The 16,215-nt window shown below is 62.9% G+C and carries 13 protein-coding genes; 2 read left to right on the forward strand and 11 right to left on the reverse strand.

The features are described 5' to 3' along the window. The first annotated feature begins 283 nt into the window (after positions 1-283). The gene (locus NKH01_RS29185; RefSeq protein ID WP_353023664.1) at positions 284-1,201 is read left to right on the forward strand and encodes a hypothetical protein; all 918 of its coding nucleotides are present in this window, start codon (positions 284-286) and stop codon (positions 1,199-1,201) included. Between the two features lie 102 nt (positions 1,202-1,303). On the opposite strand, the gene NKH01_RS29190 is transcribed toward NKH01_RS29185, so the two are convergent. From NKH01_RS29190 to NKH01_RS29240, 11 genes are all read right to left on the reverse strand, one after another. Further along, the gene (locus NKH01_RS29190) at positions 1,304-2,770 is read right to left on the reverse strand and encodes a hypothetical protein (protein WP_036244458.1); all 1,467 of its coding nucleotides are present in this window, start codon (positions 2,768-2,770) and stop codon (positions 1,304-1,306) included. A gap of 141 nt (positions 2,771-2,911) precedes the next feature. Then, the gene (locus NKH01_RS29195; protein WP_353023666.1) at positions 2,912-4,309 is read right to left on the reverse strand and encodes an NAD(P)(+) transhydrogenase (Re/Si-specific) subunit beta; all 1,398 of its coding nucleotides are present in this window, start codon (positions 4,307-4,309) and stop codon (positions 2,912-2,914) included. 6 nt (positions 4,310-4,315) lie between these two features. Further along, positions 4,316-4,738 (reverse strand): NAD(P) transhydrogenase subunit alpha part 2, encoded by a 423-nt coding sequence (locus NKH01_RS29200; protein ID WP_036244434.1) that lies wholly within the window; start codon positions 4,736-4,738, stop codon positions 4,316-4,318. Continuing rightward, the gene (locus NKH01_RS29205) at positions 4,738-6,012 is read right to left on the reverse strand and encodes a Re/Si-specific NAD(P)(+) transhydrogenase subunit alpha (protein ID WP_352484384.1); all 1,275 of its coding nucleotides are present in this window, start codon (positions 6,010-6,012) and stop codon (positions 4,738-4,740) included. The genes NKH01_RS29200 and NKH01_RS29205 overlap by 1 nt, the downstream gene beginning before the upstream one ends. Before the next feature lie 81 nt (positions 6,013-6,093). Continuing rightward, positions 6,094-6,318: an aa3-type cytochrome c oxidase subunit IV gene (locus tag NKH01_RS29210; protein ID WP_023718042.1), complete on the reverse strand. Its 225-nt coding sequence runs from the start codon at positions 6,316-6,318 to the stop codon at positions 6,094-6,096. A gap of 236 nt (positions 6,319-6,554) precedes the next feature. Continuing rightward, the gene (locus NKH01_RS29215; RefSeq protein ID WP_023718043.1) at positions 6,555-6,704 is read right to left on the reverse strand and encodes a DUF3096 domain-containing protein; all 150 of its coding nucleotides are present in this window, start codon (positions 6,702-6,704) and stop codon (positions 6,555-6,557) included. 125 nt (positions 6,705-6,829) lie between these two features. Then, positions 6,830-7,609 (reverse strand): N-acyl amino acid synthase FeeM domain-containing protein, encoded by a 780-nt coding sequence (locus NKH01_RS29220; RefSeq protein ID WP_353023669.1) that lies wholly within the window; start codon positions 7,607-7,609, stop codon positions 6,830-6,832. Between the two features lie 152 nt (positions 7,610-7,761). After that, the gene (locus tag NKH01_RS29225; RefSeq protein ID WP_353023671.1) at positions 7,762-10,074 is read right to left on the reverse strand and encodes a putative bifunctional diguanylate cyclase/phosphodiesterase; all 2,313 of its coding nucleotides are present in this window, start codon (positions 10,072-10,074) and stop codon (positions 7,762-7,764) included. A gap of 152 nt (positions 10,075-10,226) precedes the next feature. Then, positions 10,227-13,706 carry an indolepyruvate ferredoxin oxidoreductase family protein gene (locus tag NKH01_RS29230; protein ID WP_353023673.1) on the reverse strand — a complete coding sequence of 1,160 codons (3,480 nt, stop codon included), beginning with the start codon at positions 13,704-13,706 and terminating at the stop codon, positions 10,227-10,229. Positions 13,707-13,931: 225 nt separating this feature from the next. After that, positions 13,932-14,477 carry a hypothetical protein gene (locus NKH01_RS29235; RefSeq protein WP_352859854.1) on the reverse strand — a complete coding sequence of 182 codons (546 nt, stop codon included), beginning with the start codon at positions 14,475-14,477 and terminating at the stop codon, positions 13,932-13,934. Beyond that, the gene (locus NKH01_RS29240; protein WP_353023675.1) at positions 14,470-15,093 is read right to left on the reverse strand and encodes a CGNR zinc finger domain-containing protein; all 624 of its coding nucleotides are present in this window, start codon (positions 15,091-15,093) and stop codon (positions 14,470-14,472) included. The genes NKH01_RS29235 and NKH01_RS29240 overlap by 8 nt, the downstream gene beginning before the upstream one ends. A gap of 160 nt (positions 15,094-15,253) precedes the next feature. Here NKH01_RS29240 and NKH01_RS29245 point away from each other — a divergent pair, with 160 nt between their 5' ends. Next, positions 15,254-16,159: a branched-chain amino acid ABC transporter permease gene (locus NKH01_RS29245; protein WP_023718050.1), complete on the forward strand. Its 906-nt coding sequence runs from the start codon at positions 15,254-15,256 to the stop codon at positions 16,157-16,159. Positions 16,160-16,215: the final 56 nt, after the last annotated feature.

Consider the following 16,215-nt stretch of genomic DNA (forward strand, 5'->3'; position numbering starts at 1 on the left):
ATTCGGACCCTCCGATGGATGCTGAAGCTTGGTAACTCCAGTCTCCTCGGTGCGGTCCGAATGGACAACCCTCTGAAAGCTCACACTTAGCGAACCAATGCGCCTGCTGCATCGCAACAATATCTCCGAGGATCACCCGGAACGGAAAGGCTTCCAAGGCATTGTAATCGATCACAATCGCCGCAGGAGGCATCCATGGGACGTGGCATTTTGCTCTGGCTTCTCGGAGTCCCAATTCCGATCATTATTCTGATCATGCTGTTCGCACGGTAGGGAGGCTTCGATGCAGTCAACCGTAACGGCTGTCGACGTTTCCGCACCGACGGAATCCGCTTCCACTGCTGTCAGCTGGGGGCCAATCGTCGCCGGCGCGTTTGCTGCGTCGACGCTTACCTTCATCTTGATGCTGCTCGGCTCCGGGCTTGGGCTGAGTATGGTCTCGCCATGGTCCGGCTCGGGTGCGTCAGTCACAACTTTCGCCGTTTCCACCGCCGTCTGGCTGATCGTCGTGCAGTGGCTGTCGTCGGCCCTCGGCGGCTATCTTGCCGGGCGCCTGCGCACCAAATGGGTCGGCATCCACACCGATGAAGTCTTCTTCCGCGATACCGCGCATGGCTTCCTGGCCTGGGCGCTGGCGACGCTGCTCGTCGCCGGTATACTCGGCACGGCGCTGTCGGCCGCGATAGGCACCGGTGTCCAGGCTGCTTCGACTGTGGCATCCGGCGCGGCAATGGGCGCTTCGACAGGTGCTGCTGCAAACGCTGGTGGCGCCTCGACTGACAACGCCACATCGTATTTCGTCGATATGCTGTTCCGCCCGGCCGATCCGGCAAGGCTCGCTGCCGCCAATCCGGAGAGCGACGCCGCGGCAACGGCGCAGGCATCGCGCATTCTGATCGCGAGTGCCGCAGCAGGCGAAATATCGGCCGACGACAAGACCTATCTGTCGCGGCTGGTGGCCGCCCGGACAGGCCTGTCCGAAGCCGATGCCACCGCTCGCCTCGATGCGGTAATCGCCAGAGCGCAGGACGCCAAGGTCAAGGCCCAGCAGGCGGCCGACACCGCCAGAAAGGCCGGCGCCACCTTCTCGCTGATTGGCGCGCTGTCGCTGGTCGTCGGGGCTTTCATTGCCAGTGCGGCTGCGGCACTTGGCGGCAGGCAGCGCGACGACGAGGAAGCGATTTTCCTGACCAATCGCTGATCGGCGCCTAAGCGAACTCGGTCCGCTTCGAAGATTACTCCGAGCGGACCTTGCTTTGGGCTGTCGGCGCAGCATTGTCGTGCGTTGCTCGCCACCGACAGCTCAGTCCCCCAGCTTGCGGCCGAGATCGACCGCATCGCGCAGCACGGCAAGGTGCGAGCGCGGCACGCCGGACGGTGCGTTGGCCTCGACGCCGCTCGCCGTCAACGACCAGTAGAGAGTGTGCGTGAAGACGCGGCCGAGCGAGCCGCGCAGCTCGACCTGGATGTTTTCCACGCCCGGACCAAAGTTCTCCGTCATCGGCCCGGAGATCGGGTCGCCGGTCAACCAGCCATTGCCTCTGTCGAAAATGTTGGTCCAGCGCATCGCGGCAAACATCGCGCCATGATGCACCGCCCGCTGTGGCTTGCCCGAATGGCTGCGGCCTTCCTGATAGAGCATAGTCCCGCCCGCCGCCCTGTCGGCGATCGGCGGGCATGCCGAGAACAGCCGCTCGGCGATGCCGCGCCTGAACTCGGCAAGATTGTAGGTCACCAGAAACTCGCTGTGGGTCAGCGGACTGCCCAGCGTGACGAAATCGCTGATCTTCCACGGCAGCGGATGATCGGCGTCACTGTCGCGAAGCTGCCGGTAGAGTTCCCATTGGCCGCGCCGGAATGCGGGGAGGTCATCGAGGCGGTCGGGCCAGGCGGAAGCATCGGCGGCCAGCGTCGCCTTATCGACGGCGTGGATCGCCTTCAGCCTCGCTCTGTCGCGAATGGCTTCCAGCTTTCGAGGCCTGAAATCGGCCCATAATATCTGCAACAGATCATAGGCTATGATCGACCCCAGGCTGTGCGAGACCAGCACGATGCGGTCGTAGGCGTCGTCCACCATAAGGCGCTTCAGCAGCTTGAGGCCACGCTCGCGGACCAGCGCGCGCTTCTCGACCGTCGCCGCTTCGGCCCGCACATAGGCGGCGACATCGCCGAAATAGGGCAGGCCAAACTGGTCCACCGACCAGATAACGAACGACGCCAGGACGGTGACAAGCACGCCGGTCGTCCAGGAGATATAGCCTTGCCAGGCCGACGTTGCGAGCGCCAGCGCCGCGCCAAGGACGACGATGGTGGCCAAAAGCGTGACGACATAGAGTTTGCGCACATCGCGCGGAATATCGGCGGGCTTGCGCCAGAGCAGGGTCGTCACCCAGGCAGCAAGGCGGCTCCGGGTCGTGCCCTGGGTGATGTCGGCCCAGTAAAGCTCGTAGAAATCGGTGCGGCGGCCATCGACATCATACGGTGTGGTGATCCGGCGAAGCTCGTGCGAATTGGTCCGGCTGTCGGGCGTGATCCAGCTCTGGTTGATCTTCGCACCCATTGGGTCGGCCGGATCAGCGACATGGGCATAGAACGGAGCACGGGCCGGATCGTGGCTCCAAACGGCCTGGACAAATCCCCTCAACGTGTCCATGGGCCGCTGTTCGCCCATACCGTGCACGACCACCACCGCCTGGCTGCGCTTGCGCGGCACCTTCTCTGCTGCGGTCAGATCGGCGGCCGGCGACGCGGCAGAACCAGGGTCGGGCACCAGCACCTCCACCGATGACGCCGTTAGACAAGACGACGGGTCGCTATCGTAGCTTCAGAACCGGTAACAGCCAAGAAAAAGCCCGGCGCGGAGCCAGGGCTGTATTTCGACGACCGGCAGTGAGTTGGCAACGACGCCGTTTCAGTGATCAATCGCCTTGACGATCTCCTCGGTCATCTTCTTGGCGTCGCCGAGCAGCATCATGGTGCCGTCCTTGTAGAACAGCGTGTTGTCGATGCCGGCATAGCCGGACCCGAGCGAGCGCTTGACGAACAGGCAGGTGCGCGCCTTGTCGACGTCGAGGATCGGCATGCCATAGATCGGCGACGATTTGTCGTCGCGGGCGGACGGATTGGTGACGTCGTTGGCGCCGATGACATAGGCGACATCGGCCTGCGCGAACTCAGAGTTGATGTCCTCCAGCTCGAACACTTCGTCGTAAGGCACGTTGGCTTCCGCCAAGAGCACATTCATGTGGCCGGGCATGCGGCCGGCCACCGGATGGATGGCGTATTTGACGTCGACGCCGTTGGCCTTGAGCTTGTCGGCCATTTCGCGCAGCGCGTGCTGCGCCTGGGCGACGGCCATGCCGTAACCCGGCACGATGATGACCTTTTGCGCATTCATCATCAGATAGGCGGCATCCTCGGCAGAGCCCTGCTTGACGGTGCGCTCGATGCCGTCGTCGGCAGCGGCTGATGTCTCGCCGCCGAAGCCGCCGAGGATGACCGAGATGAAGCTTCGGTTCATGCCTTTGCACATGATGTAGGACAGGATGGCGCCCGATGAGCCGACCAGCGCGCCGGTGATGATCAGCGCCAGATTGCCGAGCGTGAAACCGAGTGCCGCCGCTGCCCAGCCCGAATAGGAATTGAGCATCGATACGACCACCGGCATGTCGGCGCCGCCGATCGGGATGATGAGAAGGACGCCGAGCACGAGCGAGGCGGCAACGATCAGCCAGAACACCAGCTTGGACTCGGTGGTGACGAGCAGCACGATCAGCACAATGAGCGCTATGCCCAGGGCTGCGTTGATGAAGTGACGGCCGCCGATCATGATCGGCTTGCCCGACATGCGGCCGTCGAGCTTCAAGAAGGCGATGACCGAGCCGGTGAAGGTGATGGCGCCGATGGCAACGCCGAGGCTCATCTCGATCAGCGCCTGGGCATGGATATCGGCGACGGTGCCGATGCCGAAACTTTCCGGCGCATAGATGGCGGCGGCCGCCACCATGACCGCGGCAAGACCGACCAGCGAGTGGAAGGCGGCGACCAGCTGCGGCATCGAGGTCATGGCAATGCGCCGTGCCGTGACCGCACCGACCGAGCCGCCGATGGCGAGGCCGAGCACGATCAGCGCAAAGCGGCCGGCGGAAGGGGTGGCCAGCGCCAGCGTCGTGACAATGGCGATGCCCATGCCGATCATGCCGTACATGTTGCCCTGGCGGCTGGTGGTCGGATGCGACAGGCCGCGCAATGCCAGGATGAACAGGATGCCGGAGACCAGATAGAGGAAGGAGGCGAAGTTGGCGTTCATAGCGGCCTACTTTTCCTTCTTCTTGTACATGGCCAGCATGCGCTGGGTGACGAGGAAGCCGCCGAAGATGTTGACCGATACCAGCATCAGCGCAACAAAGCCGAAGCCGGTGGCGATGCCCGAGGCCGAGATGCCGACGGCAAGCAACGCGCCGACGACGATGACGGAGGAAATGGCGTTGGTGACCGCCATTAATGGCGTGTGCAGCGCCGGCGTGACCGACCAGACGACGTAGTAGCCGACGAAGATCGCCAGCACGAAGATGGCGAAGCGGAAGACGAAGGGATCGATCGCGCCGCCGGACAGCGCGTGCGCGGCGTCACCAGCGGCCTCGGTGCCGGGCGCGGTGGCCAGGTTCTGTACCGCAAGGCGGACGGCAGCTGTGGCCTGGTCGAGCTGGTCGAGGGCTTTCTGCAGGGTCTGATCCATCACGCGATCCCTCCGGTGGTCTTGGGCTTCCTCGAAGCGGCCGGCCTCTTCGCAGCCGGCTTCGCCGAAGCCTCGGCAACCATCGTCTTGGCCGGAATGGCCGGCGGTTCGACATGTTGGCCCTTTGGCGGCTCCTGCTCAGCCCTGACGAAGGCGGGATGCACGACCTTGCCGGCATCGGTCAGCATGGTTGCCTTGACCAGCTCGTCGTCGCGGTTGATGGCAAGCGTCTTCGTCGCCTTGTCAACCAGCGTCTCGAGGAAGGCATAGAGGTTTCTCGCATAGAGCAGCGAGGCGGAGGCGGCGACGCGACCGGGAACGTTGAGATGGCCGACGATCTTTACCCCGTTGGCGGTGGTCACCACCTGCCCCGGAACGGCGCCCTCGACGTTGCCGCCACGCTCGACCGCAAGGTCGACGATCACCGAGCCGGGTTTCATCGAGGCGACCATTGCCGCAGAAACCAGCTTCGGCGCCGGCCGGCCCGGTATCAGCGCGGTGGTGATGACGATGTCCTGCTTGGCGATGTGCTCGGCGGTCAGGGCCGCCTGCTTGGCCTGATACTCCCTGGACATTTCCTTGGCGTAGCCGCCGGCCGTCTCGGCCGCCTTGAATTCCTCGTCCTCGACCGCCAGGAACTTTGCGCCGAGCGAAGCAACCTGCTCCTTGGCAGCCGGGCGCACATCGGTGGCGGTGACCACGGCGCCGAGGCGGCGCGCGGTGGCGATGGCCTGCAGACCGGCGACGCCGACGCCCATGATGAAGGCCTTCGCCGCCGGTACCGTGCCAGCCGCCGTCATCATCATCGGCAACGCCCGGTCATATTCGGCAGCCGCGTCGATCACCGCCTGATAGCCGGCGAGGTTCGCCTGGCTGGATAGAACGTCCATCGACTGGGCGCGGGTGATGCGCGGCATGAACTCCATGGAAAAAGCAGTAGCACCGGCCCTGGCCAACGCGGCGACGCCGGCATCGTTGCCATAGGGATCCATGATGGCGATCACGGCAGTGCCCGGCCGATAGACTTTCAGCTCGGCATCGCTCGGCCGGCGCACCTTCAGCACGACATCAGCCCTGGAAACATCGCCAGCCTTGCCGATCGCGGCGCCGGCCTTGGCAAACTCCTCGTCGGGAATGCGCGACGCCGCGCCGGCGCCAGCTTCGACGACCACGTCGAAACCCAGCGCCGCCAGCCGCTTCACCGTGTCGGGCGAGGCCGCGACGCGCGGCTCGTTCGCGTCGAGCTCACGAGGGATGAAAACCGTCTGTCCCACCGCATGATCCTTTCGGCCGCAACCCGTTACCGCAAGACGCCGGCCGGCCCCCGGCGGCGTCCTCGACAAAAATTGGAGGAGTTATCGGAGAATAAAGGCGCCGACGGCCAGGATCAGAACGAACAGGATGGTCCCCGAGAAGAAGCCGCCCACAAAGAAGCCGAACGCCATGGCCAGAAGCACTGCGGCGCAAAACAGCGACCCGTATTTGGCCAGCATCAGGAAGCCGGCATAGGTGCGGTCGTGCTCGGCATAGTCCATCTTCGCGCCCAGTTCGACAGGACCGGTCGGCGTGTGTTCAGCCATAGGAATACCCCTTCGAAGACATCTTTCAGGCACATAGCGAAAAGCCGCGTTAAGGGCAATGGCGCTATTGCCGCATCGCCGCAGCCAACAGTCTCAAGCGAAACTTGAAATCGCTGCGTCAATGATGTGGCGCAACGTGCGCAGCGGCTATGACTGACCCAACCCCTGAAACGAGGCAGGTCGGAGCGCGGCGATACCAATCACAATGGATGGCAGGTCCGCTATTGCCGATGTCGTTAGCTGGCGAGATGCGGGAACAGCCCGAGCAGGCCGACAACGATCAGATAAAGGGCGACGATATAATTGAGCAGCCGCGGCATCACCAGGATCAGCACGCCTGCAATCAGTGAGATAAGCGGGGTGAGGGCGAGCGTGGAAATGGTCATATCGGTTCCTTTGATCGGATGGCTGTCGAAGCGATACGTGGCGGATATCGGCCGTGCCGACCTACCACCAGCACCCTTGCCGTTATCCAGAACGCCGAAGCGACCGCAAGGCTCCATGGGCTCGTTCAGGCGGCTTCGCGAAAATACTTGGCGGTGGGCAGGATGGTCAGCGGGGCGAGTTCGCCGGCACCGGGCGTATCGAACAACATGCGCTGCTCCATCGGCGTCGAACGGAAGAACGGAAAGCGCGACAGCGACCGCTCGCGAATGGCGCCGACATCGGCGCGGTAGAGCACGACCTTGTTATAGACGCCAGGATAGGCACGGGGCTCACTGATCTTCTCGGCGTAGTAGATCCGCTTGTAGAAGCCGGCGTGATCCTCACGGATGGTCGAAAGGCAATAGGGCGCGTTGAAGTGAAAACATGCCATGCCGGCGAGCCGCAGCGTGAGATAAGGTATCTGCGGATAGACGCGCGACCATTCCGGGTCGGAGGCGAACCGACTGGGGCAGATGAAGCTCATGCCCTCCCCCAGCATCGGCCTGACGATGTCACCGAAAGCCTTGGTGGAAGGCGATCTTGGCGTCGACAGCGTGACGTGATGAATACGCAGCGTGCTGACGAGTTCCTGGTCGATGTAGACACCGAACCGGAAGACGTTAGGCACTTCGTCGAGTTCGTCGTGAATGGTGTGGTTCTCGTTGTCGGGAACCATATCGTTGGAACGGTACGACTTGTAGCGTAGGCGATAGATGTCCTCGAGATCCTCGCCCTTGTCGCAACGGCGGTATTCCGTCCGCTCTAGCATCGCCGAAACATTCCTGGCGAAACTGGACATGGTTTCGGACGAATTTTCCCCGCCCGCGCTCGCCGCATGGCCGAGCGAAGTCAACTGGGCACACATGAACTCTATCCCCGCGAATTACCGCCACCAGCCGACACTAAGGCAGGGTCCTGAGATGTAAAGATGAAAATAAGCAGGAGGTTGTTTACCGCTCGTTAAGGTTAACAATCGACCAAATTGTACTAAATTTGCGCGGTTTTTCGACATAAAAATCAACGCCGCGTCGCCTTCCTCGCTGTTTTGATGTCCTTGGCAAAGGGCCAGACCGTGCTCGACATCGTCTCGATGCCGGACGCGCTGAGCGCCGACCCGAACAGAAAGCCCTGGACCAGGTCGGGCTTGACCTGCAATGCCAGGATCTTGAGCTGTTCGAAGGTTTCGACGCCTTCGACGGTGACAGAAAGTCCCAGCGGCCGTGACAGGTTGACGATGCCCTTGAGCAATTCGAGCGACCGGCTGTTCTGGGTGACGTCGATCAGGAACGAGCGATCGATCTTGATCTTGTCGAGCGGCAGTTTATGGAGATAGCTCAGGCTCGAATAGCCGGTACCGAAATCGTCGAGTGCAATACGCACGCCGAGCCGCTTCAATTCCTCGATATATTGGCGTGTCAGCGACTTGTCGTCGAGCAGCGCCGTCTCGGTGACCTCGATCTCGAGGCGGCCGGCCGGCAGACCGGAACCGGCAAGTGCCTCGCGAACCTTCTGGATAACGTCACGGTTACGAAAATCCTTAGCGGAGAGATTGACCGAGACGCTGGTCTGGGATGGCCATTTGGCGCATTCCGTGCACGCCGCATGCAGGACGAAGGTGCTGATGTCGGAAATGATCCCCATTTCCTCCGCCAGCGGAATGAAGATGCTGGGCGAGATCGGTCCCAGATCTGGATGATCCCAGCGGCACAGCGCCTCGCAACTGGCGATACGCATCGTGCTCATCGCCACGATCGGCTGATAGACAACCCGCAATTCGTTGTTTTCCACTGCGCTGCGCAGGTCCGCCTTCATCAGCTGACGGCTGCGGAAGGCAGCGTCCATGGAGGCCTCGAACAGCCGCCAACCATTCTTGCCAAGCTCCTTGGCCTTGTAGAGTGCAAGGTCGGCTTTGACGATCATGGCGTCGACATCGGTGTCCTTGACCCGCGACAGCACCGCGCCGCCGCTGGCCTGGATGCGCAACCCGTGGCCGGCGACATCGACCTCGCCCTGCAGGTCGACGAAGATCTCGTCGACCTGGCCGGTCAGGTGGCTTTCATCCTCGATGCGCTCGAAGAAGATCATGAACTCGTCGCCGCCGAAGCGGCTGACGGTGATGCCTGGCCCGGCGACTGCCGCCAGCCGCTCGGCAACGGCGTAGATCAAACCGTCGCCGACCGGATGGCCGAGCGTATCGTTGACGCTCTTGAAATCGTCGAGGTCGAGAACGACCAGCCCGCAGAGACGGTCTGGATCGCCCGAGGCCATCGCCTCCACCACCAGCTCATGGAAATAGGCGCGGTTGGGCAGACCAGTGAGGTTGTCGTAACGCGCCATGAAGCGGATCTTGTCTTCCGCCTCGACGCGGGCGGTCACGTCCTCGAAAGTGACGACGCCCAGTTCCTGGCTGCCCTCGCGCGCCGAAAATTCATAGTGCTGGCCGTTGGCGAGCGAGACCAGAACCTTTCGGTCACGACCCTCGCGCAACGCGCGCGTCAGTTGGGCTTCGATGTAGCGGCAATCCTTCGGTGCCAGCATGCCGCCGGCAACGCCGCGCATCAGCAGACCGTGGATCGAGCGGCCAAGCAGCGCGTCGGGCGATTTGAGGGACATCAGGTGCGCGGCTTCGGCATTGGCCACCGCTACACGGCCGTCGGGACCGAGCATGACAAGACCATGCGACATGGTGTTGAGCGCACGGTTGAAACGCTGAGCGATGCGGTTCGCCTTTTTTTCCTCCGAGACGGCGGCAAAAAGCACATCGCGGACCGTGTCGGCGAATTTGCGAATCGCAAACAGGAATGGCGCGGACAGGAGGCCGAGAAGGATGTGGTAGATATCGCCACGTAAAAGGAACCCCAACGAGATCGGCCATGTCAAGGCAAGCGTGAGAATAGTGACCATGCGCGGAGAGCCGTAGTTGCGCCCGGCAATGGAGGTCGCCGTGGCCAGCGTCAGGCAGACGGAGGCGATCTCGGCGAAATTATCGCGCGCAAAATAGATGCCAAGCAGGCAGAAGGCGCCAAGCGTGAGCCCGTGTAAGGAGCCGTAGAGGATATAGTCGTTCTCGCGCTTGTGCGCCTCTTCCCAGGTCGTCGGCGGGGGCAAGCTGTTGTATTTCCGGAAGTTTCTCATGCGGAAGATGCCGACGAGAACCATCACGATCGCGACAAGCAGATAAAGCGGGTCGCCGTTCTTCCACCAGACTAGGGCAATCAGGAAGCTTTGCGCGACAATGCCGATCGAAAGCGTCACGCCGTCGCGAAACAGGGTTTCCACGAACGGAATGTAAACGTCGACCGGAATCTCGTTTTTTCGTCTCAGATTCACGCCTGGATCCCAACCCTGGGGAACCCAGCAGTGTCACATTCGCCTTAAGAAAGGTTTAGAGAGGCGGTTCGAGCCCTGCCGGCGTCCATCGTTGACGCTGCGGAAACAGGGAAACTACAGTTCAGGTAAACAACGGGTATCGCAGCGCTGAATCATTCGGCGGCTTGAAGCTGCGGCCGGAGCGGCGCCGTCGAAAGGCGGTCGAGCAGACGCTGGCGTTCGCCGGCGGCCTTTTCGGCACTGGCCCGCTTGACGTGGCCATAGCCGCGGATGAGCGCCGGCACCGAGACAAGCGCGGCAGCGGCCTCGATCTTGCCCGGTGCCAGCGCGCCGGCGACAAGCTCCAGGTCGGCTTCATAGATGGCAAGAAGCTGCCGCTCCATACGCCTCTCGGCGCTGTAGCCGAACAGGTCGAAAGCGGTGCCGCGCAGGCCCTTCATCGCCGCCAGCAGGCGGAACCCGTTCATCATCCACGGACCAAAGCTCGATTTCTTCGGCTTGCCGTCACTGCCGCGCCTGCCCATGATCGGCGGTGCGAGATGGAATTCGAGCCTGTCGTAACTCTGGAACTGCTTTGCGAGATCTGCGGCAAAGGAGCCGTCGGTATAGAGCCGCGCCACCTCGTATTCGTCCTTGATAGCCATCAGCTTGAACAGGTTCTTTGCGGCAGCTTCGGTCACCACGGTCGAACCGGGCACGACCTTGGTTTCGGCCTTACGCAGCGCTGCCAGTCTGTCGGCATAGCGCTTACCATAGGCGGCGTTCTGATAGGCGGTCAGGAAGGCGACGCGGCGGGCAATGATGTCGTCCAGCGTCTCGGCAATCGCGACAGGCTGCGTGGCCTTGCCCGGCTGGGTGAGAAGGCCGCGCACGAAATCCGGCTGGTGGGCGGCGCGGCGACCCCAGCGAAATGCCGCGATATTCATCGCCACCGCCTCGCCGTTGAGCTCGATTGCCTTCTCGACCGCCTCGTCCGACAGCGGCAAGCCGCCATGCTGGAAGGCAAAGCCGAGCATAAACATGTTGGCGCCGAGCGAACTGCCGAACAGCGCGGTGGCGGTGCGGGTGGCGTCGAAGAAATGCGCCTTGTCGTCGCCCGCGGCAGTTCTTATCGCTTTCTTCAGCCGCTCGATAGGCAGCGAGAAATCGGCCGAACGGGCGAACTCGCCCGGCATGATCTCGGCGGTGTTGGCGAGGAAGATGGTATAGCCTTCGCGCACCGCGGCCAGCACCTTCTTTGCACCCGAAACGACGAGATCGCAGCCAAGCACGAGATCGGCCTTGCCGGCCGATACGCGAATGGCGTGGATGTCGTCCGGCGTGCGGGCAATACGGACATGGGTGAACACGGAGCCGCCCTTCTGGGCGAGGCCGGCCATGTCGATCATGCCGCAGCCCTTGCCTTCGAGGTGGGCTGCCATGCCGAGCACCGCGCCTATGGTGACGACGCCGGTGCCGCCGACACCGTCTATGATTGCCGCCCAGCCTTGTTCACCGAGCGTAAATTGCGCCGGCGCCGGCACCCCCGCGAGCGGGTCGGCCGCGCCGGCTATGCCTTCGGCTTTCCTGATTTTGGCGCCGTGGACGGTGACGAAGGACGGGCAGAAACCATTGACGCAAGAGAAGTCCTTGTTGCAGCTCGACTGGTCGATCTTGCGCTTGCGGCCGAATTCGGTCTCGACCGGCTGGATCGAGACGCAATTCGACTGCACGCCGCAATCGCCGCAACCTTCGCAGACCAGCTCGTTGATGAAGATGCGCTTGTCGGGATCGGGGAAGGTGCCGCGTTTGCGGCGGCGGCGCTTCTCGGCGGCGCAGGTCTGGTCGTAGAGCAGCACCGAGACGCCCTTGACCGAACGCAACTCGCGCTGGACGAGATCGAGGTCGTCGCGGTGGTGGATGGTGGCGCCGGCGGGAAATTCCACCTTGCCGGTATATTTGTCCGGCTCGTCGGTGACGATGGCGATGCGCTCGACGCCCTCGGCGCGCACCTGCCTGGCGATCATGTCCACCGTCAGGCCGCCCTCGTGCGGCTGCCCGCCGGTCATCGCGACGGCGTCATTGTAGAGGATTTTGTAGGTGAGGTTGGCGTCGGTCGACAGCGCGAAGCGGATCGCCAGCACACCCGAGTGGTTGTAGGTCCCATCGCCCAGATTCTGGAAGATGTGCTCGCGCTTCGAGAACGGCGCCTGGCCGACCCACTGCGCGCCCTCGCCGCCCATGGCAGTGAAGCCGACGGTGTTGCGGTCCATCCACAGCGCCATGAAATGACACCCGATTCCGGCGGCGGCGAGCGAGCCGTCCGGCACCTTGGTCGAGGAATTGTGTGGGCAGCCGGAGCAGAAGAAGGGCGTGCGCGAGGCGATGTCTGACGTGTCGGCCAGCATCGCCTGGAACTGGCGCAATTTCGCCACCCGCGCGGCAATTTCTTCCGACGGGCCGATCGTTAGCAAGATCCTCTCGCCGAGTGCGATGGCAATGTCGTTGGGGTCGAGCGCGCCCTTGGCCGGGAACAGCCAGTCGCCGCGTTCGTTTTTCTTGCCGACGATGACCGGCTGCGTGGCGGTGCCGTAAAGGTTCTCGCGCAGTTGCACCTCGATCAGCGAGCGTTTCTCCTCGACGACAACGATGGTGTCTAGGCCGCGAGCAAAGTCGGCGATGTGCTGCAGGTCGAGCGGCCACGGGCAGCCGACCTTGAACAGCCTGATACCGATACGATTGGCGGCCACTTCGTCGATGCCTATGTCTTCGAGCGCCTGCCGAACGTCGAGATAACTCTTGCCGATGGTGACGATGCCAAGCTTCGGGCTGCTGCCGCCTGAATAGACGATCCGGTTCAGCCCGTTGGCGTGGATGAAGGCCGAAGCAGCGGCGCGCTTGTATTCATGCAACCGCTCCTCCTGGCCGAGCATGTCGATCTCGTTACGGATGTTGAGGCCGCCGGGCGGCATGTCGAAGTCCGGGATGACGATATCTAGCCGGTCGAGCGCGGCATCGACCGAGGCCGTCGATTCGATGTTGTCCTTGACGCATTTGATCGCCGCCCAGGTGCCGGCAAAACGCGACATGGCAAAGCCGTAGAGGCCGTAGTCGATGATCTCCTGGACACCGGCCGGATTGAGGATCGGCACCATGGTGTCGACAAACAGGAACTCGGTGGCATGCGCGTTGGTCGAGGATTCGGCCATGTGGTCGTCACCCATCAGGGCCAGCACGCCGCCATGTTTCGACGAGCCGGCGAGATTGGCGTGACGGAACACGTCGCCGGAGCGGTCGACGCCCGGACCCTTGCCGTACCAGACCGAAAAAACGCCGTCACGAGTGCCCTCGCCCAGCAATTCGGCCTGCTGCGAGCCCCAGCAGGCGGTGGCGGCGAGCTCCTCGTTGAGACCGGGCTGGAAGACGATGTCCGACTGCGCGAGCTGGTCCCGGGCCTTCCACAGCTGCATGTCGAGCCCGCCGAGCGGCGAGCCGCGATAGCCGGAGACGAAACCGGCGGCGTTCAGGCCAGCCCGGCGGTCGCGCTCGCGTTGCATCAGAAGCATGCGGATGACTGCTTGGGCACCCGACAGGAAGATGCGCTCCTTTGCCAGGTCGAACTTGTCGTCGAGCGCGACATTGTGCAGCGTCATCAGGCATTTCCTGTGCGGAAGCCGCACCTGGAGGGTGCGCGGCCAACGTCGGAGTCAAGTACCTATAGTCTTTCTTCCCTTGCCGGGGAGGTCAAACAAAATCGAAGCCGCCAGGCGGTCCGCAACAAATCATCAACGCCGCGCCCGCCGGCGTAAGAAACCGCGCGTCGGCTGTTTTCGACAGCAATAAAATTCCGGCGCCATCCGATGCCGTCGAAAAATGCGTCAGAGACCTTTCGAACAGTCGGGCTTAGGTTCGTTCGGCAACTTGCCGTCCGGGTGGCCGGCAAGGTCCGGATTGGGCGTATAAAGCTGATCGATGACCAGCGGCCGGTCGGGCAGGACGGACTGGTCCTCCGTCGACATCAGAGTGGTGTCGATCTTCTGGAGGATCGTGCCGTCAGCGTCCTTGATGTTGATCGCGATCGCGTAAGGCTTGTCCTTGACGACGCATTGAAGCGCCGGACTCTCCAGCGTCACCTTGTCGAGCTTCGGCCAGATTTTCTGCTCGACTGCCAGCGGCTCGCCGCCGGCCGGGTTTTGGAAGCTGGCGACCGCGACCTGCCCCTCCCCCATCGGCCGCAACGGCCGCAGCGTAACGAGGTAGGTCGCCCTGGCGAGGCGATAGTTGAACACGAATATCTTGCCTGAAATCTCGAACAATTTGCCATCGCCGTTGTCGTCCGTGCCCGTCTCGCGACAGGCGCCGAGCGCTGCAGCCACAATCAGCGCAACCCCGACAACGATCGAACGCGAAAACAGCCTAGCCATTCTGGACCTCGCCATTCTGGACCCCGTTCGCCGCCGTCCGGCGGCGATAGTGACGGTTTGCCTTCTGGCGGTTGCCGCATACCGCCATGTCGCACCAAAGGCGGCTGGAATTGCGGCTTCGGTCGACAAACAGCCAGCTGCAGTTCGGACATATCCTCAGCCTGGCGATGGTGTCGCCGCGCAGCAGCGACAGCGCCGAGACGGCCAGCGCCACCTCAAAGGCGATAGGCGTCGCCGGGTCGCCGAACGGTTTTCCAAGCGTCCCGATTTCGGTGCGGCCATGGGCGAGGCCGTCGGCGCAGGCTTCCAGGAATTCAGGCATGTCGGCGGTGGCGATCGCACCTTTCGACACCGCGCGGCGAAACAGCCGATCGGTGGTTTCGCGGATCGACAGTACCACCGGCGCGATCTTGTCCGGCGACGGGGCCTCCAGCCGCCTGCCGCCGAGCTCGGCGGCGCGAAAGCCGCTGGCGGCTTCGGCAAAGCGGGCAATCTCGGCGGGATCGTCGAAACGGTCGAAGGTTTTCTCCGGATGGTGCCGCAGCACAACGGTGTTCGCCGTGTCGAGCGCAAGCATGCCGCCGGTGAAGCGGTGCGGAGTCCAGGATACCGTCATGCGATGAAATCTAACCGATAAATCGCATTTGACAAGTTAGATTCCGAGTGCAACGCTCTTCACGGCTGCGAGCGCCGCGGCTTGTAGCACTTTGATTTTGTGCATGATCCCAGCGAAAGTCGATTTCCGATTATTCGGAGCCATGCACCGAGGATTTTGCATGCTCTATTTCTTCCAGCAGGTTCTGAACGGGCTGCATTCGGGCGCGCTCTACGCACTGCTTGCCTTCGGCTATGTGCTGACTAACGGCATCCTGCACCGCACCAATCTTGCCTATGGCGCGCTGTTCGCCTTTTGCGGGCAAACGATGATCCTCACCGCGGCATTCGGCTATCAGGCACTGTGGCTGACGCTGCTTGCATCGGTCGCGCTCGGCATAGTTGCGGCGTTTCTCTACGCGGCGCTGATCAGCCACGTTCTGTCCCGAAGCATCTTCGAACCCTTGGCCGACCGCTCGCCCAATGCGATCGTGGTGACAACGCTCGGTATATTGCTGGTCTTGTCGGAAGCCAGCCGCATCGCCGCCAACACCCACGATCTGTGGTTGCCACCGATGCTGGCCCAGACCATCGTCTTCGCGCAGAGTGCCAGCTTCAAGGCGACGTTGACGCTGATCCAGTTGCTCGATTGCGCTGCCGTGCTGGCGGCCATTGCGCTGGCTGCGTGGGGGTTCACACATTCGAGCTTCGGCCGCAGTTGGCGCGCCGTTTCCGACGATCCCAAGGCTGCCGCGATGTGCGGCGTCGATGTCCGCGCGGTGTTTCGGCGTGCGGTGCTTTTCGGCGGCCTTTGCGCTGCGCTGGCCGGCGTGCTCGCCGGCTTCTACTACGGCAACATCAGCTTCGGCACCGGCCTGGTCTACGGGTTGAAGATCCTGTTCGTGACGGCAGTGGGCGGCTATCTTTCGCCGCTGCGGGCGGCACTGGGCGCCGCCGCTTTCGGCATGGCCGAATCGCTATGGGCCGGCTATTTCCCGCTCGAATGGCGCGATGCCTGGATGTACCTGTTCCTCGTCGCCATGCTTGTGCTGATCGGCGCCGGCCGCGACCAACAGAAGATCGCCTGAGCCGCACCCGACTTTGGTTGGTGAAAGAGCCGCATGTCCTTGGACATGCAAAGGAC

This window comes from Mesorhizobium sp. M1403 (assembly GCF_040317695.1).
Lineage (GTDB): Bacteria > Pseudomonadota > Alphaproteobacteria > Rhizobiales > Rhizobiaceae > Mesorhizobium.